Raw genomic sequence first — 17,133 nt, 5'->3', positions numbered from 1 at the left:
CGAAAGACCTGGATTTGTCGCGCCCTCATCGGCGGCGTCGAAGGGAGGTCAGATAGAGCGAGGCGGGCGCTGTGCCGACTTGGGGCGGAAGGCCGCACACACGGCGGTGTCGGTTTCGAGGTAGGGGCCGCCGATCAGATCGATGCAGTAGGGCACGGCGGCGAACAGGCCCGGCACGAGGCTCAGTCCGGCGGCGTCGCGCACGCCTTCGAGGGTCTCGGCGATCGACCTGGGCTGGCCCGGCAGATTGATGATCAGCGTTCTGGCGCGGATCACCGCGGTCTGCCGCGAGAGGATGGCGGTGGGCACGAAGTGCAGACTGATGCGGCGCATCTGCTCGCCGAAGCCGGGCATCTCCTTGTCCGCCACATCCAGCGTGGCCTCCGGGGTGACGTCGCGCGGGGCCGGGCCGGTGCCGCCAGTGGTCAGCACCAGATCGCAGCGTTCGGTGTCCACCAGTTCGCACAGGGTGTTGGCGATCTGCAGGCGGTCATCGGGGATCAGCCGCTCGATAAACGTCACCGGGTTGAGCAGGGCGCGTGCGAGCCAGTCGCGCAAGGCGGGCAGGCCCTTGTCCTGGTAGATGCCGGCACTGGCACGGTCGCTGACAGACACCAGGCCGATGCGTACCGGATCGAAGGGCGTCTCAGAATCGGGGGAGGGGTTCATGATCTGCAGAGCGGGAGGCGTCGTCGTGCGTGGCAATGGCTGCCTTGACGAACTGGAATAGTTGACGGGTGAGGCGTGGCGGTTTGTTCACGCCGACTTCGGCGCGTGCGCCGCGCACAAGCTGGCGCAGTTGTTGGGCGTCGGCGCCGGGGAATTTGTCGAGGAATTCGGTTTGCGCCTGGTCGTCGGCCAGCAGGGTGTCACGCCAGCGCTCCAGCGCGTGCATGCGCGCCACGCTGGCGCGGTCGTCCAGCGTGGCGCTGGCAATGATGGCGCGCACCGCAGCGGCATCGACCGTGCGCATGAGCTTGCCCACATATTGCGTCTGGCGTTTGCGCCCGCCGTGCGCAGTGATGCGCTGGGCTTCGAGCACGGCGTCGCGCAGGGCCTCGGGCAGATCGGCCTGGCGGATGATGTGCGCGGGCAGGGCGATGAGTCGTTCGCCCAACTCTTGCAGCGCGAGCATGTCGCGCTTGACCTGGCTTTTGCTCGGCGGGCGGTCGTCGGCCTGCGCCTCGGCAGTATCGCTCGGGTGATGCGGGAATTTCATGGCTCTTATTATCCGTTGACTTCATGCGCGCCTGCGCCGCCTGTTCATTCCGGACAAGGGGCCGGCTCACCAATAAGGAATGCCATATCGTGGGACGTTTCGCCTACAGCCAATCACAGTTTCAGGATCTCGCCCAGCAGGCGCTCGCCCAGGCGCGCAGAGTCGGCGCCTCGGATGCACAAGTCGAGGTCTCCGAAGGGCAGGGCATGTCGGTCAGCGTGCGAGGCGGCCAGATCGAGAACGTGGAGCACAACCGCGACAAAAGCCTGTCCATCACCGTGTATGACGGTCAGCGCCGGGGTCATGCCAGCACCTCCGACTTTTCGGCCGAGGCCGTCGCGCGCACCGCGCAGGCGGCTTTCGACATCGCCCGCTACACCGCGGAAGACGACTGCGCGGGGTTGCCCGAAGCGGAACAACTCGCCATCGGCCAGACGCCCCCGGCGCTCGATCTCCATCACCCCTGGGACCTGACGCCGCAGGCCGCGGCCAGGCTGGCCCTGCGCGCCGAGAAGGCCGCGTTCGCCGTCGATCCGCGCATTCAGAACAGCGAGGGCGCCAATGTGTCGGCGCAGGAGTCGCACTTCGTTCTGGCCAACAGCCGCGGCTTCTGCGACGGCTACGCCAGTTCGTCGCACAGCCTGTCGTGCGCGCCCATTGCGGGACGCGGCGACGACATGCAGCGCGATTACTGGTGGACGTCGGAATGCGACCCGGCCGACCTGACCCCGCCCGAGGCGGTGGGGCGCTACGCCGCCGAGCGCGCGCTGTCGCGGCTCAAGGCGCGCAAGCTCTCCACGCGCAAGTGTCCGGTGTTGTTCGAGTCGCCGCTGGCCTCCGGTTTGATCGGCAGCTTCGCCCACGCCATCAGCGGCGGGGCGCTGTATCGCAAATCCTCCTTTCTGCAGGGCAGTCTGGGCCAGCAGGTCTGGGCCGATCACATCGACCTGATCGATGACCCCACCCTGCCCAAGCGCCGCGGCAGTTCGCCCTTCGACAGCGAAGGCGTCGTCACGCGCAAGCGCACCCTGGTGGACGGCGGCGTGGTGCAAGGCTATCTGCTGGGCACCTACTCCGCCCGCAAGCTCGGCATGCAGACCACGGGCAATGCGGGTGGCGCGCACAACCTGATTCTGCAAAGTCGGCTCACTCGACCGACGGACGATCTGCCCGCCATGCTGCGCAAGCTCGACACCGGACTGTTCGCCATCGAGCTGATGGGCCACGGCGTGAACTACGTCACCGGCGACTATTCGCGCGGGGTCATGGGGTTCTGGGTGGAGGGCGGCGAGATCCGCTATCCCGTGCATGAAATCACCATCGCGGGCAATCTGCGCGACATGCTGCGTCAGGTCGTGGCCGTGGGGGCCGACACCCACACCTACGGCAACAAGACCACCGGCTCGGTGCTGATCGAAGAGATGACCGTGGGCGGCGCCGGTTGAGCCCGAGCCTCTTTCTGTTGCACTGCCTTGGACGCAAAGCGGCTTTACGACGAATGAACAGGCCCTTGCCCCAAGGGATGCGGGTTGTTACACAAGTTACCATCGAGCTCCAGGTGTGCTGCCTGGCACGCTTTGTCCGGGCGGCCCCTCACCTTTTACCTACGCATACGGAGGCTCTATGGAACGTCGTTCATTCGTTAAACACGCTGGCCTGGCCGGCATTCTCGCCGCGGGCGCCGCGCCTGGCGCGGTCATGGCGCAGCAGTCCGTGCGCTGGCGCCTGGCGTCGAGCTTTCCCAATTCGCTCGACACCATCTTCGGTGCGGCCAACATCTTCGCGCAGAAGGTCAAGGAAGCCTCGGGTGGCAAGTTCGAGATCTCGGTGCACGCCGGTGGCGAACTCGTTCCGCCGTTCGGCGTGGTCGATGCCGTGCAGCAAGGCACGGTGGAGTGCTGCCACACCGCGCCGTACTACTTCGTTGGCAAGGACCCGACCTTCGCGCTGGGCTGTGCCGTGCCCTTCGGCATGAATTCCCGTCAGATGAGCGCCTGGATGTATCAGGGCAATGGTCTCAAGCTCATGCGCGAGTTCTATGCCAACTACAACATCATCAGCTTCCCGATGGGCAACACCGGGGCGCAGATGGGCGGCTGGTTCCGCAAGCCGATCAAGAGCCTGGCCGATCTCAAGGGTCTGAAAATGCGCATCAGCCCCTTCGCCGGCAAGGTGCTGGAACGCCTGGGCGTGGTGCCACAGAACATTCCTGGCGGCGACATCTACCCCTCGCTGGAAAAGGGCACCATCGACGCGGCGGAGTGGATCGGTCCTTACGACGATCTGAAGCTGGGCTTCTACAAGGTGGCGAAGAACTATCTGTATCCGTCTTGGTGGGAGGGTGGCCCCGAACTCGATCTGTTCGTCAACCAGAAGGCCTACAACGCTCTGTCGCCCGAGTACAAGTCGATCATCGAGATTGCCGCCTCGCACGCGCACGTCAATATGCAGGCCATGTACGACGCCAAGAACCCGCCCGCGCTCAAGGAACTGGTGGGCAAGGGCGCCAAGCTGCAGGGCTTCCCCAAGGATGTGATGGAAGCTGCCTTCAAGGCCTCCAGCGACATCTACGTTGAGCTGTCCAAGACCAATCCCCACTGGAAGAAGGTCTACACGGATTGGTACAAGTTCCGCAACGACGACATCCTCTGGTTCCGCTTCGCCGAAAACGAGTTCGACCGTTTCATGGCCACGCGCAAATTCACCTGATGCGTGCTGCTTCTCAGCTGTGAAAAACGCCCCGTCCCAGGGGCGTTTTCTCATCCAAGCGACATAGCTGTCCATTCGATTCAGTTGGGCTTCGCGCCTCGAATCCACCATCTGGCGCATTCGTGCGCGACCAAGGTGCACAGCGCCCCCCCGATCAGACCGCCGATCGCGTCGCCCGTAGATTGCGCGCCGACAGCGGCGCGTGACCAGGCTATCCGCAGGACGTCGTGCAGCCAGTTTGCAGCCCGCGATCCTCAAGTCCGACAGGCTCCTGGACCTGCCGCATTCGCTTGCGGCCCACCGAGGGGCCATCCGGGCGCGGGGACGAGGCGCGTGCCCGCGAGCACATCATGCAAATATTGCCGGTCCTTGCGCAGCAGGCTGGTGCCCGCCCACAGCAAAATGCCTGCGGCGAGCGCCCAGCCGGTTTCTCCGGGTGAAAGATGCAAAGCCGCCGCAAGGGCCAGGGCGGGAACCACCCAGAGCCAGGACAGAACGGCGCGCCACAGCGCACGCCCAAGGCCGAGCGGCGCTCCGCTGCGGGTGACAAGGGAGATTTTCCAGACCTTCATCGGCAGGGTCTGCCGTCCCCCGCTCCAGAAGCCCGCGCCATAACCGGTCAGCACGACAAATTCGGTGATCTGCAGAGCGACGCGGTGTGTTGCCGAGGTCTGTTGCAAACCGAGCAGATGCAGGAGCCAAAGCGTGACGGCCGCAGTGACCAGAGACAGGCCGAGCAGAATCAGTCCTTCATAGGTGAGACAGGCCAGACGTCGGCGCAGTGGGGGCGCGCTCAAGGGCATGTGCGCAGATTCAGCGGGCCGGGCAGCGCAGCACGTCCGCGCAGGGCACGGCAGCGGAGGCGGTTTGGGCGGGGGGCGGTGGGGGCTGCTGGGGAGCCGGTTTGACGACCGGTTTGGCCGGGGATGCGTGGCTTGCCGCAGGCTTTTTTTCCTGCAGGTATTGGCCCACCTGTCCGGGGTGAGGTTTGGGATGGCGGGCTTCTTCCTTGAGCCGTTCGCGCTCGGCCTGCGGCAGTCTTTGGTAAGACTCCCAGGCTTCGCGGCGGCTTTGCTGCGGCGTCTTGCCGGTGGAGAGAAAATTCTCGCGCGCCAGACGACGCTTTTCCGGGCTGAGGTGCGTCCACTCGATCATCCGCTGCTGCAAGGTCTGTTGCTGTTGAGCGCTCATCGCGGGATAGCGCGCGGCGATGTCCAGCCATTTCTTCTTGCGGTCGTGATCGAATTCCGGCCAGTCGGCCCTCAGCGGGGCGAGAATGCGTTGCTGCGCCGGGCTGAGATATTGCCAACTGGGCGGCGCTTCAGCCGCCTGCGTCGGCATGGCGCAGAACAGCAGCGCCGCGAACAGGCACAGCAGCAGGGCGCATTGCAGCAGCACGCGCCGCTGCATCCAATGCGCAGAACAGACGCTCGGACTCATCAGCGCTCCAGCTTGAGGTAATGGGCAAATCCGGGATCGGCGTAGGCCGCGGGCGGCAAATCGCCGAGCAGCAGCGCGGTGTCGATGTCGGCAGTCAGGCGAACGAAGCGTTCCTGCTGATAGTGCTGCAAGGCCAGCAGACCGGCAGCCAGCACGATCAGCGGTAGCACGGCGCCGAAGCGAAACAGCCATGATTTCCAATGCGCGGGGCCGCTCAACGACAGGGCATGTCCCTGGGCGAGGGTCGTCGTTGCCGGGGCGTGCCGGAACTGGGCGACCGCCATCCGCCGCAGGGCCTTGAGGCGCTCGGACTGCTCGGGTGTGATGCGCTGTTCGGCCTGCTGCAGCCTTGTGGCGAGTTGCTGTGCAAGGCGGGCTTCCACTTTGGGGCGCAGCGGATCGGTTGCGTCGTTTTTCATGAATAGCCTTGAGCTTTCAAAACGCGTGCCAGCGCATGAATGGCACGCGAGCAATGCGTCTTGACGCTGCCTTGCGAGCAGCCCATGGCCTGCGCGGTTTCGGCAACGTCGAGTTCTTCCCAATAACGTAACAAAAACGCTTCCCGTTGACGTGCGGGCAAACGCGAGATTTCGGTTTCGAGATGTGTCAGGATCTGCATGCGCTGAACCTGGGTTTCGGCGCTTTCGAGATGTTCGCTGAGCGCTTCGAGTTCCAGCGTTTCCAGCAGGTCGAATTCCCCCTCGGGATCGGATGACTCGAAATCCGACAGATTGCTGAACAGCGCGGTGCGCACCTTGCGCTTGCGATGCCAGTCGAGAATCGCGTTGGTCAAAATGCGCTGGAACAGCAGCGGCAACTCCTCGCGCGGCTTGTCGGCGTATTTGGTCGCCAGGCTGATCATCGCTTCCTGCACCAGATCCATCGCGGCGTCGTCGTCGCGGGTCGAGAATGCGGCGCGCAGAAATGCGCGTTTGTCGATGCTGGCGAGGAATTCGTCGAGTTCTCGTGCGGTGGCCATCGAGGCGGACCGGGTGCAGTCCTTGGGATGAAAGGCAACTGCACATTATGCAATGCTGCAGCGGCGCACCAAAAGGGCATTAAAAACCTAGGAGCCTGCCCGTTTCGGGGCTTCAATCCGCTCCGAAAAGAGGCCAAAAATTGCCACAATAAGGAACGGAGTGCTGCGTTGCACTAAACTACGCGGTTCCGTTTGGTCTGAGTCTCCGTGCAGCATTAGGGTGAATGCGATTTGCATGACCTGCCGCACCCACAACGCTCCAGATCGCACGCATATCCCAAAGGCCGGCCACAAGCCGGTACAGAGGGAGACCTGAAGTTTTTCGTCAGAGAAATTCACAAGGTGAAGCCATGGAAATGAATCGCACAGAACACAAGTCGGCCGCAACGGCCGCATCGAAGTCCGGCGCGGCAAATGCGCAGGAGATCACCGGGGCCGAAATCCTGGTGCGATGCCTTCAGGAAGAAGGCGTCGAATTCATGTGGGGCTACCCCGGTGGGGCCGTGCTCTACATCTACGACGAGATCTACAAGCAAACCACGATCCAGCATGTGCTGGTGCGACAGGAGGCGGCCGCAGTGCATGCCGCGGACGCCTATGCGCGCGCCACCGGCAACGTCGGCGTGGCGCTGGTGACCTCCGGGCCGGGGGCGACCAACGCCATCACGGGCATCGCCACCGCGTACATGGATTCGATTCCGATGGTCATCATCACCGGGCAGGTGCCGACCTCGGCCATCGGGCTGGATGCGTTTCAGGAATGCGATACCGTGGGCATCACCCGCCCGGTGGTCAAACACAACTTCCTGGTCAAGGACGTGCGCGATCTGGCGATGACGATGAAAAAGGCGTTTCACATTGCCCGTTCTGGCCGTCCGGGGCCGGTGGTGGTCGATGTGCCCAAGGACGTGACGCGCCACACCGCGCCGTTCGAGTATCCGAAGTCGGTGGAGCTGCGCTCCTACAACCCGGTGCGCAAGGGACACGGCGGCCAGATCCGCAAGGCGGTGCAGTTGCTGCTCTCGGCCAAGCGTCCCTACATCTACACCGGCGGCGGCGTGGTGCTGGCCAATGCTGCCCCGGCGCTGCGCAAGCTGGCCGATCTCCTGAAGTACCCCTGCACCAACACCCTCATGGGCTTGGGGGCGATTGCAGGCGAAGACCCGAAATTCCTCGGCATGCCCGGCATGCACGGCACTTATGAGGCGAACATGGCGATGCAGCATTGCGATGTATTGCTCGCGGTGGGCGTGCGCTTCGACGACCGCGTGATCGGCAATCCCGGGCATTTCGCGCAAAACCAGCGCAAGATCGTGCACATCGACATCGATCCCTCATCCATCTCCAAGCGGGTCAAGGTCGACGTGCCCATCGTCGGCGATGTCGGCGAGGTGCTGCAGGAACTCATCGACCAGCTCGAACATTCGTTCCAGGCGGGCCACAAGAACGATGGCGGCGCGCTGGCGAACTGGTGGGCGCAGATCGACGAATGGCGCAAGCGCGATTGTCTCGCCTACGAGCATTCGACCGAGGTCATCAAGCCGCAGGCGGTGATCGATCTGCTCTACGAGCTGACCAAAGACCGCGAGACCTACGTCTGCTCCGACGTGGGTCAGCACCAGATGTGGGCCGCGCAGCTCTACAAGTTTCCCGAGCCGCGGCGCTGGATCAATTCGGGCGGTCTGGGCACCATGGGCGTGGGCCTGCCCTACGCCATGGGCATCAAGCTGGCCAAGCCCGAAGCCGAGGCCGTCTGTGTCACCGGCGACGGCTCGATCCAGATGAACATTCAGGAGCTCGCCACCTGCCTGCAGTATGGCACGGCGGTGAAGATCATTCTGCTCAACAACCGTTACCTCGGCATGGTGCGGCAATGGCAGGAGATCGAGTACGAAGGCCGCTACTCCCATTCCTACATGGACTCGCTACCCGACTTCGTCAAACTCGCCGAAGCCTATGGTCATGTGGGCATCAAGGTGGACAAGCCCGAAGACCTGCGCCCTGCGATGGAAAAGGCCTTTGCCTTGAAAGACCGCACGGTGTTTCTCGACATCGCGGTCGATCCGACGGAGAACGTCTGGCCCATGGTGCAGGCCGGTCGTGGCATCACCGACATGCTGCTCGGTTCGGAGGATCTCTGAACCGCCAACCCGCGCGAGGTCTGGGTGCTTGGAGTACGCAGCGTCTCACCGGAGGCTGCGTTCCTTCAAACGCTTGGCCTGCGCTTTCGACAACCGCGTGCCCTGGTGCACGCTTCATCATCGATCTCGCAGAAGCCAGGCGGCGCTTACCGGCGCCGCGCGAAGCCTGCGCAGAGGAGTGAATTCATGAAACACATCATTGCGGTTCTGCTGGAAAACGAGGCGGGCGCCTTGTCGCGCGTCGTGGGCTTGTTCTCCGCACGCGGGTACAACATCGAATCCCTCGTCGTGGCGCCCACGGAAGATGCCTCTCTGTCGCGCATGACCATCGTTACCAGCGGTTCGGAAGAGGTCATCGAGCAGATCACCAAACACCTCAACCGACTCATCGAAGTGGTCAAGGTCGTCGATCTCACCGAGGCTTCCTTCATCGAGCGCGAGCTCATGCTGATCAAGCTGCGGGCCGTGGGCAAGGAGCGCGAAGAGATCAAGCGCATGTCCGACATCTTCCGTGGCCACATCATCGATGTGACCGACAAGTCCTACACCATCGAACTCACCGGCGACGCCGCCAAGCTCGACGCTTTCATCCAGGCGGTCGACCCCACGGCCATCCTGGAAACCGTGCGAACCGGTAGCTGCGGGATCGGCCGCGCCGAGCGTATCCTGCGCGCCTGACCCACAATCTGCGCACTCTTTTTGTTTTCAGGGCGGGGTGTGTTTGGCCTCGCCCACAGCACAACATCTCTACTTCAGGAACCAATATGAACGTGTATTACGACAAAGACGCCGATCTCTCCCTCATCAAGGGCAAGAAGGTCACCATCGTGGGCTATGGCTCGCAGGGCCACGCGCATGCCCAGAATCTGAACGACAGCGGCGTAAAAGTCACCGTCGGCCTGCGCAAGAACGGCGCCTCCTGGGACAAGGCCAAGCAGGCCGGCCTGAAAGTGGCCGAGGTCGAAAAGGCGGTCGAAGGCGCCGATGTGGTGATGATGCTCATGCCCGACGAGAACATTGCCGAGGTCTATCGCAATGCCGTCGAGCCGAATATCAAGAAAGGCGCCGCACTGGCCTTTGCGCACGGCTTCAACGTGCATTACGGTCAGGTGCAGCCGCGCGCCGATCTAGACGTCATCATGATCGCCCCCAAGGCGCCGGGTCACACCGTGCGCAACACCTACACCCAGGGCGGGGGCGTGCCGCACCTGATCGCCGTGCATGCCGACAAGTCGGGCAAGGCGCGCGATCTGGCCCTGTCCTACGCAGTGGCCAACGGCGGCGGCAAGGCCGGCATCATCGAGACCAGCTTTCGCGAAGAAACGGAAACCGATCTGTTCGGCGAGCAGGCCGTGCTGTGCGGCGGCACCGTCGAACTCATCAAGGCGGGCTTCGAGACCCTGGTCGAGGCAGGCTACGCGCCAGAGATGGCCTACTTCGAGTGCCTGCACGAGCTCAAGCTCATCGTGGACCTGATCTACGAAGGCGGCATCGCCAACATGAATTACTCGATCTCCAACAACGCGGAGTACGGCGAGTATGTCACCGGGCCGAAGGTGGTCACCGAGGACACCAAGAACGCCATGCGCCAGTGTCTCCAGGACATCCAGACGGGTGAATACGCCAAGAGTTTCATCCTTGAAAACCGCGCTGGTGCTCCTACCTTGCTCTCACGCCGTCGTCTGACTGCGGATCACCAGATCGAACAGATCGGTGAGAAGCTGCGTGCGATGATGCCGTGGATCAAGGCCAACAGACTGGTGGACAAGTCCAGGAACTGAGCGGCCTTGAACGGCAGCGCCCGGCAGACTGGCGTGCCGTCTGTTTTGATTCCGACAACACCCGGCAGCGGCCGGGTGTTGTGCATCATGCCGGATCTTCCGGCACTAAACTCCATACATGACTTATCCCCACCCCATTCTGGCCCGCGAAGGCTGGCCCTTTATTGCCAGCAGCGTGCTGCTTTCCGTGATCGTCTGGGCGCTCGCCGGGTTCTGGTGGTCGCTGCCGATCTGGTTGCTGACGATTTTCGTCGTGCAGTTCTTTCGTGACCCCGCCCGCCCCATTCCCCGAGATCCACTGGCTATCCTGAGCCCTGCCGATGGACGCATCGTCGCCATCACGCATGCTTTCGACCCTTATGCACAGCGCGATGCGCTCAAAATCAGCGTGTTCATGAATGTGTTCAATGTGCATTCGAATCGATCGCCGGTAGACGGCGCCCTGCGCGATGTGCAATATTTCCCCGGAAAGTTTCTGAATGCCGATCTCGACAAGGCCTCCGAGCAGAACGAGCGCAATGCGCTGGTGATCGATTGTGATGGCCGCGTCGTGACTGCCGTGCAGGTCGCTGGATTGATCGCTCGGCGTATTCTTTGCTACGTCAAGGCGGGCGAAGCCTTGCAACGCGGGCAGCGCTTTGGGTTCATCCGTTTCGGTTCGCGCGTCGATGTCTATCTGCCGCTGGATACACAATCGCGCGTTTCGATCGGGGACAAGGTCTACGCCAGCAGCACCGTCCTGGCCGATTTCGCGGCCTGAAGTCTCTGCCCGAAGACAAACCGCACCCTGAGAGGTCTCGCATGTCGAGAAATGTGGCGCCATTTCCCCAGCAGGCGAGCCTGTCGGAGCGGGCCGATGCTGTCCCCGAATCCGATACGCCCCTGGAACCCGATCGGTCCCGTCAGGCGCCCGAGCCCGATGACGATCCTGCGCACCGCCGCCGACGCGGCATCTACCTTCTGCCCAACTCGTTCACCGCAGCCGCCTTGTTCTGCGGTTTTTACGCCATCGTGATGGCGATGAGTGGGCGCTACGACTCGGCGGCCGCGGCCATTTTCGCCGCCATGGTGCTCGACAGCCTCGATGGCCGGGTGGCGCGCATGACCAACACCCAAAGCGAGTTCGGCGCGCAGTTCGATTCCCTCGCCGACATGGTGTCGTTCGGCGCGGCGCCTGCGCTCATCATTTACGAATGGTCGCTGCGTGGCCTGGGCAAACTGGGCTGGCTCGCTGCCTTTGTGTACTGCGCGGGGGCGGCGCTGCGGCTGGCGCGCTTCAATACCAATGTCGCAGTCATCGACAAACGCTACTTTCAAGGTCTTCCCAGCCCGGCCGCAGCCGCGCTGGTGGCCGGCTTTCTCTGGATCATGACGGATACGGGCGTGCAGGGGGCGCATGTCGCCTGGCTCAGCTTCGTCATCACCCTGTTCGCCGGCCTCACCATGGTGACCAATGTGCCGTTCTACAGCTTCAAGGACGTGAGCTTCCGTCGCAGCGTGCCGTTCATCAGCATTTTTCTCATCGTGCTGTTGATTGGCCTGATCGCTTACCAGCCACCGCTGGTGTTGTTCGGCTTGTTCGTTCTCTATGGGCTGTCCGGCTATGTTGTGTATGTCTGGCGTCGCATCAAGGGACGCCCTGTCAGCGTGATCGCCACTTCCGTGGACGAACCCGATGAACGGGGATTGCATTGAACGATCTTTCCAAAAGCTATTGACAAGATAATTGGGTGCTGTAAAAATATTTGTTTTCGCGGGAATAGCTCAGTTGGTAGAGCGCAACCTTGCCAAGGTTGAGGTCGCGAGTTCGAGCCTCGTTTCCCGCTCCAAGTTATGATCTACAGACTTCCACTGACGTCTGTAAGTCGTTGAAAAGAGGGGCTTCGGCCCCTTTTTTCATTCCAGCGAGCGCCACGGAAATCCACCCACAGCTACCGTTTTTGAGTGACCAATTGAGGCACAAGAATGCGGTTGGGACGGCTGCCGGATAGTTGCTGGGGCTGAGCGGGAACCATGACGAGCATAGGCCTAAGTCATAACTTAGGAGCCTCGAAATGGCACTCTCTGATCTGACCGTCCGGCAGGCAAGGACCACCGGCAAGCGCTACACCCTCTCCGACAACGACTGCCTGGGCCTGATGGTCTCTGCCGCAGGCGGCAAGTCGTGGATTTTCCGCTACTACTGGCTGGGCAAGCAGAAGCGCTTGTCCCTCGGCGGCTATCCCGCCCTCAGCCTGCGCGAGGCCCGCGGGGAGCGGGACAAGGCCCAGGCCCTGCTCGCCCGGGGGGTCGATCCTCAAATCGAACGCGACCAGCGTCGGCACGCAGCCAAGCTGGCGGGCGAATACACCTTCAAGATTGTTTTTGATGCCTGGGTCGAGCATCGCCGCAAGGAACTCAAGGAAGGCCGCCAGAGCACGCTGTCGCAGATCCTGCGCATCTTCAACAAGGACGTGCTGCCCACCCTAGGGAAGATGTCGATCTACGACATTCGCCGGCCCCAGCTTGTGGGCGTCGTGGCGGCGATCGAGAAGCGCAAGGCGTTCACCACCGCCGAGAAGGTGCGCACCTGGTTCAACCAGATGTTTCGCTATGCCCTGGTCATTGCAGAGGGACTGGACGTCAACCCGGCTGCGGACCTGGACGTGGTAGCTGAACCCAAGCCTCCGGTGGCGCACAACCCCTACCTGCACCTTCCCGAACTGCCAGAGTTCCTTCAGAAGCTCCGGCTCTACAACCCCCGTGGCTGGCAGACCCAGCTTGGCGTCCGTCTGCTGTTCCTGACGGGGGTGCGCACAGGCGAGTTGCGGCTGGCCGAACCTGAGCAATTCGACCTCGACCGCGGCTTGTGGATCATCCCGCCGCAGGTCGTCAAGCAGCTCCAGGACGAAATGCGCAAGGCCGGCAAGCGGCCGCAGGACGTGCCGCCCTACATCGTGCCCTTGTCCCTGCAGGCCATCGAGATCGTGCGCTATCTCCTGGGCGTGATGCGGCCGGCGCAGAAGTACCTGCTGTCGCACCGCAGCGAACTCAAGAGGCGCATCAGCGAGAACACCCTCAACAAGGCCGTGCAACTCATGGGGTATGAGGGGCGCCTGACCGGCCATGGCATCCGCGGCACCATCTCGACGGCGCTCAACGAGATCGGCTACCCGAAGATTTGGGTGGACGCACAGCTTTCGCACTCCGATCCGAACAAGGTCAGCTCGGCCTACAACCACGCCAAGTACGTGGAGCCCCGCCGCCGGATGATGCAGGACTGGGCCGATCGCCTCGACCTGCTCGAACAGGGCGAAGTGGAAGCCGCGAGTGCGCACCTGACCATCCGCATCGACGGCGTGCCGGCGATGGCTGAAGTGGAGGAAGCGCTGGGTGCGGTGGGTGCCGCCCCCACGGCGGCCGAGCCCGCTGTCCCCGGCGTGCCGCCGGTGGTGGCCACGCCCATCGTCGTGACCCCCAACAGCGGCGGAATCACGTTCCAGCGGCTGTCGCAGGTGCCGCCGCCTCCGATGCATGCCCCGGAGCCGGAAGTCTCAGCGATCCAGCGCGAGCGCGAGGAAATGCTGGCCGTCTACGAGTCGCCGAACAATCTGCCGGTTCCTCTGTTCGGCAAGCTGGCCGGCAAGTCCAAGGACCAGATCAACCGCGAGCTGAAGGCGGGCAAGCTCCTGTCGATCAGCCTGGGCAACCGGGGGCAGCGGGTTCCCGACTGGCAACTGGTACCGCTCAAGCACAAGCTGGCCCAAGTGCTCATGAACCAATGCCTGCACGCGGATTCGTGGGAGCTGTACCGCATGCTGACCGAGCCTCACCCCGACCTGGGTGATCGTGCGGCTATCGATGCGGTCACGCCGACCAACGTGCCCGCGATCATCCGCGTCATCATGGGTGACTACCAGCGCCACGAGGATGGGCCCGAGGCCGTTGCCTTGCGGCCCATTCCCGAGGATGTGCGGCTGAGCGTCCGTCGGCTGGTGGACAGCGCGGCAGTACTTGAGGGGGCCTAACCCCCTTCAAACTACGGCCGGGGTCATAGCTCCGGCCGTAGGGATGTTATTACGTGGCTTCGGCCCCGGCGACTTGCATCGCTCTGCGCTCGAACCGCTCCGAAGCGGAGTCGGTTTGCGCGTGGCGTCGCTGCAGGTAGGTCACGATTTCATAGGGGCCGTCGGCGAGCGGTCGCATGGTGATACCCCAGCCGTGGGCACGCTCGATGCGCGTTTGCGCAGATACCCCGATGCCATAGCCGGCCGCAACCCATAGCGCCAGCATCTCGAATGAAGTCACCCGCTGGATGTTCTCCTCGTCCAACGGCATGAGGGAGGCCAGCCTTCCATCCAGCAGAGGACAGTCCTCGGCCTGCCAGCGATAGATCGGGTAGTCTTGAAGACCGGCGACGGTGAGCTTTGCCCGGTCGAGTAAATGGAACCGCAGCGGCACGGCGACAGCCATGCTCTCGGCCCACAAAGGTTGCGTCTTGAGGCCTGGGTCGCTGGCCCCCTGAAGCGACATTCCTGCGTCGTAGCGACCGTCCTGAATACCCGCGACCAATTCGTCACCTGTTACCGCAGAAAACGTGAGCCTGACGTTTGGCTCTTCTGCGCGCTGTAGGGCCAGCAACTTGGAGAGCTGAAACGACGGCACACCCGGCGCGATGGCAAGCCGGAGGCGGGATGATCGGCTGGTGATGCTGTGCATAAGCGCCGCGCAGAAGAGAGGCTAGGCAGGTCGAGGTGCGAGCTAGCATGACGGGAAAGAGAGAAATTTAACGTCTCCAAACTTAACGTGGTTAATTTTCGCAGTTTGATCGACCCTTCTGCCGATGCAGAAGACCACTATTCAGCCTGGACGTCCGTCTGGCACAACCACGTATGACTCCAAGCCAGCATTGGCATTCGGACAGGCCGTGCGCGCGGCTCGCGTCGCGCAAGGCGTCGCACAGGATGAGTTCGCTTCTAGGGCAGGCATTGCACGCTCGCATATGGGAAAAATTGAACGTGGAGAACATGTACCTACGCTTCCGCTCATACTGAAAATTTCTATAGCACTCGGAATAAGTGCGGCCGAGCTTATGGCCGCAACCGAACACAATCTGAGTTTAAGCGCTGATTCGTGAGAAAATTATTTCAGTCGATCGTCGAAACCCTCACGCAGTCGGGAAATAAAACGCTCCAATGAAGCACTCAAGTCACTACTTGCTGATCGTAGTAGGTAAGTAGTGATTACTGCTGATTTCACCGCCAGGGGGCGGATCACTACATCCTGACGTTGGCTGACCGGAATCTTGTTTGCAGAGATAAAGCCGACGCCGTAACCTGCTCCCACCAGAGTCAGCATCATGTCCAGTGAGGACACGTGTTCAACGACATTCTGATTCCCCACTGGCCCCAGGAGTCGAGTCAGCTCGCGGCAGTAGCCCTCGCATATCCGCGGGTCACACAACACAAGTGGGTGGCCTCCCAGTTTATGAAGTGGAATCTCCTTATGGGCAAGCAACTCATGTAGTGCGGGCAAAGCGATCACAATTGGATCTCGCCAGATTGGCACGGCGACAATGCCATCGCTGACTTCATCGGTGTGCGCGAGACCGATCGTAAAGTCGCCCGACCGAAGCCCGCGCAACTGTTCGGCCAAGGGCACTTCGCACATACGTATCTCCATTTCCGGCTCTTCCACACGGCAGCGAGCCAAGAATGCTGACAGTCGGGGATCGAGAGCTCCATCGGATACGGCGATGCGCAGGCTGCCCCGCCTACCTGCTGCGATGGCCCTGGCATTCTCTTGCGCTTGTTCCAAGACCGTGAATAGTCGGCGAGTGTCTTGCAAGAATGCAGCTCCGGCTGCTGTCAGGCGCGTACCTCTGCGATCCCGATCAAAGAGCACAACCCCCAGTTCGTCTTCCAGCTCTTTGATCGCTCGCGACAATGGCGGCTGCTCGATATGTAGGCGCTCAGCAGCGCGTGTGAAGTGCAATTCCTCGGCCAATGCGACAAAGCAACGAAGATGGCGTAGTTCCATGTACCTTATTTCCTAATCTCAAGCACATCGGGCCACATATCTTCAGACGGCCTTGGTAACTTCGAGCCAAGTGATGAGTGCAGGTCATCTGCAAGAACAGCATGCTGCCTGCATTGAGTTCTTCGCTGCATCTGTCGGACCGCAAGCGCGAAGAGGCCACGGCAAGAGGCCCCGCAGCTTACTGCAAACGCAAAGTCCAGCAATCACTTGAAAAATGAGCTGGCGACGCTGCTATTCAAGGCGAGACGGAAAGTTTCTCTCCATCCACTTTTTTTCCAATTTTCAAAGCGTTCTTGGCATCCGGGTTGCCATGTAAGGATGAATGAACGCTGATCACGGATTTCGACTCGGCGTGGTGTGAACTCTGTGTGAGATTGCCAGCACCATTATTCGTAGAAATGTTGTGCCGCAGTTCAAAGCGATAAAGCAGATGAAGCAATATTTTTCGATATACTTCATCGCCCTCGTGGGCATCTTCCATGCCAATATCGATGTTTGGATTGTCATTGACCTCAATAACAAACGACTGTTCTCCGTTGGATTTGATGTCAATGCCGTAGAGTCCATCGCCGATTAGATTTGCCGATTTACTCGCCAGCTCCAGTATCGATAAGGGCACGTCCGACAACGGGACGGATTCAACGCGCCCCTCCTGGAAATTGCCGTTGGCGGCGTGCTTGATGATCTGCCAATGGTCTTTGCACATGTGGTAGCGCGCCGCGAAGGCTCTATGCCGTTTCGTGTGGAACGCAACGATCTCATTTCTTCATGGCCGGAGCGAACGGATGATCTGGCAGATGCTTGAGCTTGGACATGCGCAGGTAGGCGATGGCGATGAAGTGGGTT

18 protein-coding genes and 1 tRNA gene are annotated in these 17,133 nt (G+C 61.8%); 10 read left to right on the top strand and 9 right to left on the bottom strand.

The genetic code is table 11. The annotated features are described in order from the left end of the window. Nucleotides 1-48 precede the first annotated feature (48 nt). Both mog and yjgA read right to left on the bottom strand, forming a co-directional pair. Nucleotides 49-669, bottom strand: coding sequence for a molybdopterin adenylyltransferase (gene mog, locus RBR52_RS14150; RefSeq protein ID WP_320377925.1), 621 nt, complete (start codon nucleotides 667-669; stop codon nucleotides 49-51). After that, nucleotides 647-1,219, bottom strand: coding sequence for a ribosome biogenesis factor YjgA (gene yjgA / locus RBR52_RS14145; RefSeq protein WP_320377924.1), 573 nt, complete (start codon nucleotides 1,217-1,219; stop codon nucleotides 647-649). Before yjgA ends, mog begins: the two co-directional genes overlap by 23 nt. Nucleotides 1,220-1,308: 89 nt before the next feature. Between yjgA and pmbA the strand changes: the two genes are divergently transcribed. Together pmbA and RBR52_RS14135 are read left to right on the top strand one after the other, a co-directional pair. After that, nucleotides 1,309-2,664 (top strand): metalloprotease PmbA, encoded by a 1,356-nt coding sequence (pmbA, locus tag RBR52_RS14140; protein WP_320377923.1) that lies wholly within the window; start codon nucleotides 1,309-1,311, stop codon nucleotides 2,662-2,664. Between the two features lie 178 nt (nucleotides 2,665-2,842). After that, the gene (locus RBR52_RS14135) at nucleotides 2,843-3,928 is read left to right on the top strand and encodes a TRAP transporter substrate-binding protein (protein WP_320377922.1); all 1,086 of its coding nucleotides are present in this window, start codon (nucleotides 2,843-2,845) and stop codon (nucleotides 3,926-3,928) included. 254 nt (nucleotides 3,929-4,182) lie between these two features. Here the strand turns inward: RBR52_RS14135 and RBR52_RS14130 are convergent, their stop codons facing one another. Genes RBR52_RS14130 through RBR52_RS14115 form a run of 4 tightly spaced genes read right to left on the bottom strand, consistent with a single transcriptional unit; the run spans nucleotide 4,183 to nucleotide 6,347 of the window. Beyond that, nucleotides 4,183-4,731: an RDD family protein gene (locus RBR52_RS14130; protein WP_320377921.1), complete on the bottom strand. Its 549-nt coding sequence runs from the start codon at nucleotides 4,729-4,731 to the stop codon at nucleotides 4,183-4,185. 10 nt (nucleotides 4,732-4,741) lie between these two features. Continuing rightward, nucleotides 4,742-5,368, bottom strand: a complete 627-nt coding sequence (locus RBR52_RS14125; protein WP_320377920.1) for a DUF3106 domain-containing protein — start codon at nucleotides 5,366-5,368, stop codon at nucleotides 4,742-4,744. Continuing rightward, nucleotides 5,368-5,787, bottom strand: coding sequence for a DUF3619 family protein (locus RBR52_RS14120; RefSeq protein ID WP_320377919.1), 420 nt, complete (start codon nucleotides 5,785-5,787; stop codon nucleotides 5,368-5,370). The genes RBR52_RS14125 and RBR52_RS14120 overlap by 1 nt, the downstream gene beginning before the upstream one ends. Then, on the bottom strand, nucleotides 5,784-6,347 hold the full coding sequence (locus RBR52_RS14115; RefSeq protein WP_320377918.1) for an RNA polymerase sigma factor: 564 nt from the start codon (nucleotides 6,345-6,347) through the stop codon (nucleotides 5,784-5,786). Before RBR52_RS14115 ends, RBR52_RS14120 begins: the two co-directional genes overlap by 4 nt. 350 nt (nucleotides 6,348-6,697) lie before the next feature. Between RBR52_RS14115 and RBR52_RS14110 the strand changes: the two genes are divergently transcribed. The 7 genes from RBR52_RS14110 to RBR52_RS14080 all read left to right on the top strand — a co-directional run bounded on the left by RBR52_RS14110 (nucleotide 6,698) and on the right by RBR52_RS14080 (nucleotide 14,276). Further along, complete coding sequence (locus RBR52_RS14110; protein WP_320377917.1) at nucleotides 6,698-8,488, top strand: acetolactate synthase 3 catalytic subunit; 1,791 nt, start codon at nucleotides 6,698-6,700, stop codon at nucleotides 8,486-8,488. Nucleotides 8,489-8,674: 186 nt separating this feature from the next. Continuing rightward, nucleotides 8,675-9,166 (top strand): acetolactate synthase small subunit, encoded by a 492-nt coding sequence (gene ilvN / locus RBR52_RS14105; RefSeq protein WP_079416064.1) that lies wholly within the window; start codon nucleotides 8,675-8,677, stop codon nucleotides 9,164-9,166. A gap of 86 nt (nucleotides 9,167-9,252) precedes the next feature. After that, a complete protein-coding gene (gene ilvC, locus RBR52_RS14100) occupies nucleotides 9,253-10,269 on the top strand; it encodes a ketol-acid reductoisomerase (protein ID WP_320377916.1) in 1,017 nt (338 codons plus the stop codon). Between the two features lie 118 nt (nucleotides 10,270-10,387). After that, a complete protein-coding gene (locus RBR52_RS14095) occupies nucleotides 10,388-11,029 on the top strand; it encodes a phosphatidylserine decarboxylase (RefSeq protein WP_320377915.1) in 642 nt (213 codons plus the stop codon). 41 nt (nucleotides 11,030-11,070) lie between these two features. After that, on the top strand, nucleotides 11,071-11,964 hold the full coding sequence (pssA, locus tag RBR52_RS14090) for a CDP-diacylglycerol--serine O-phosphatidyltransferase (protein ID WP_320377914.1): 894 nt from the start codon (nucleotides 11,071-11,073) through the stop codon (nucleotides 11,962-11,964). Between the two features lie 58 nt (nucleotides 11,965-12,022). Further along, a tRNA-Gly gene (locus tag RBR52_RS14085) sits at nucleotides 12,023-12,098 on the top strand. A gap of 225 nt (nucleotides 12,099-12,323) precedes the next feature. Then, nucleotides 12,324-14,276 (top strand): tyrosine-type recombinase/integrase, encoded by a 1,953-nt coding sequence (locus RBR52_RS14080; protein WP_072293023.1) that lies wholly within the window; start codon nucleotides 12,324-12,326, stop codon nucleotides 14,274-14,276. Nucleotides 14,277-14,325: 49 nt separating this feature from the next. On the opposite strand, the gene RBR52_RS14075 is transcribed toward RBR52_RS14080, so the two are convergent. After that, nucleotides 14,326-14,967 (bottom strand): substrate-binding domain-containing protein, encoded by a 642-nt coding sequence (locus RBR52_RS14075; RefSeq protein ID WP_072293022.1) that lies wholly within the window; start codon nucleotides 14,965-14,967, stop codon nucleotides 14,326-14,328. Nucleotides 14,968-15,091: 124 nt separating this feature from the next. Here RBR52_RS14075 and RBR52_RS14070 point away from each other — a divergent pair, with 124 nt between their 5' ends. Further along, nucleotides 15,092-15,385, top strand: a complete 294-nt coding sequence (locus RBR52_RS14070) for a helix-turn-helix domain-containing protein (protein ID WP_072293021.1) — start codon at nucleotides 15,092-15,094, stop codon at nucleotides 15,383-15,385. A 5-nt stretch (nucleotides 15,386-15,390) separates the two neighbouring features. Here the strand turns inward: RBR52_RS14070 and RBR52_RS14065 are convergent, their stop codons facing one another. Together RBR52_RS14065 and RBR52_RS14060 are read right to left on the bottom strand one after the other, a co-directional pair. Continuing rightward, nucleotides 15,391-16,287, bottom strand: a complete 897-nt coding sequence (locus tag RBR52_RS14065) for a LysR family transcriptional regulator (RefSeq protein ID WP_072293020.1) — start codon at nucleotides 16,285-16,287, stop codon at nucleotides 15,391-15,393. 235 nt (nucleotides 16,288-16,522) lie between these two features. Beyond that, the gene (locus RBR52_RS14060; protein ID WP_320377913.1) at nucleotides 16,523-16,993 is read right to left on the bottom strand and encodes a hypothetical protein; all 471 of its coding nucleotides are present in this window, start codon (nucleotides 16,991-16,993) and stop codon (nucleotides 16,523-16,525) included. Nucleotides 16,994-17,133: the final 140 nt, after the last annotated feature.

This window comes from Thiomonas sp., from assembly GCF_034007205.1.
Classification (GTDB): domain Bacteria; phylum Pseudomonadota; class Gammaproteobacteria; order Burkholderiales; family Burkholderiaceae_C; genus Thiomonas.
This window is presented reverse-complemented; position numbering and strand designations above follow the sequence as displayed.

What these genes read in the sequence shown, in the direction of transcription:
- RBR52_RS14060 (WP_320377913.1), bottom strand. Translation starts at nt 16,993, where the DNA reads ATGTGCAAAGACCATTGGCAGATCATCAAGCACGCCGCCAACGGCAAT.
- RBR52_RS14075 (WP_072293022.1), bottom strand. Translation starts at nt 14,967, where the DNA reads ATGCACAGCATCACCAGCCGATCATCCCGCCTCCGGCTTGCCATCGCG.
- RBR52_RS14110 (WP_320377917.1), top strand. Translation starts at nt 6,698, where the DNA reads ATGGAAATGAATCGCACAGAACACAAGTCGGCCGCAACGGCCGCATCG.
- RBR52_RS14065 (WP_072293020.1), bottom strand. Translation starts at nt 16,287, where the DNA reads ATGGAACTACGCCATCTTCGTTGCTTTGTCGCATTGGCCGAGGAATTG.
- RBR52_RS14115 (WP_320377918.1), bottom strand. Translation starts at nt 6,347, where the DNA reads ATGGCCACCGCACGAGAACTCGACGAATTCCTCGCCAGCATCGACAAA.
- mog (WP_320377925.1), bottom strand. Translation starts at nt 669, where the DNA reads ATGAACCCCTCCCCCGATTCTGAGACGCCCTTCGATCCGGTACGCATC.
- RBR52_RS14125 (WP_320377920.1), bottom strand. Translation starts at nt 5,368, where the DNA reads ATGAGTCCGAGCGTCTGTTCTGCGCATTGGATGCAGCGGCGCGTGCTG.
- pssA (WP_320377914.1), top strand. Translation starts at nt 11,071, where the DNA reads ATGTCGAGAAATGTGGCGCCATTTCCCCAGCAGGCGAGCCTGTCGGAG.
- RBR52_RS14070 (WP_072293021.1), top strand. Translation starts at nt 15,092, where the DNA reads ATGCAGAAGACCACTATTCAGCCTGGACGTCCGTCTGGCACAACCACG.
- ilvC (WP_320377916.1), top strand. Translation starts at nt 9,253, where the DNA reads ATGAACGTGTATTACGACAAAGACGCCGATCTCTCCCTCATCAAGGGC.
- RBR52_RS14135 (WP_320377922.1), top strand. Translation starts at nt 2,843, where the DNA reads ATGGAACGTCGTTCATTCGTTAAACACGCTGGCCTGGCCGGCATTCTC.
- RBR52_RS14080 (WP_072293023.1), top strand. Translation starts at nt 12,324, where the DNA reads ATGGCACTCTCTGATCTGACCGTCCGGCAGGCAAGGACCACCGGCAAG.
- ilvN (WP_079416064.1), top strand. Translation starts at nt 8,675, where the DNA reads ATGAAACACATCATTGCGGTTCTGCTGGAAAACGAGGCGGGCGCCTTG.
- yjgA (WP_320377924.1), bottom strand. Translation starts at nt 1,219, where the DNA reads ATGAAATTCCCGCATCACCCGAGCGATACTGCCGAGGCGCAGGCCGAC.
- RBR52_RS14095 (WP_320377915.1), top strand. Translation starts at nt 10,388, where the DNA reads ATGACTTATCCCCACCCCATTCTGGCCCGCGAAGGCTGGCCCTTTATT.
- RBR52_RS14130 (WP_320377921.1), bottom strand. Translation starts at nt 4,731, where the DNA reads ATGCCCTTGAGCGCGCCCCCACTGCGCCGACGTCTGGCCTGTCTCACC.
- RBR52_RS14120 (WP_320377919.1), bottom strand. Translation starts at nt 5,787, where the DNA reads ATGAAAAACGACGCAACCGATCCGCTGCGCCCCAAAGTGGAAGCCCGC.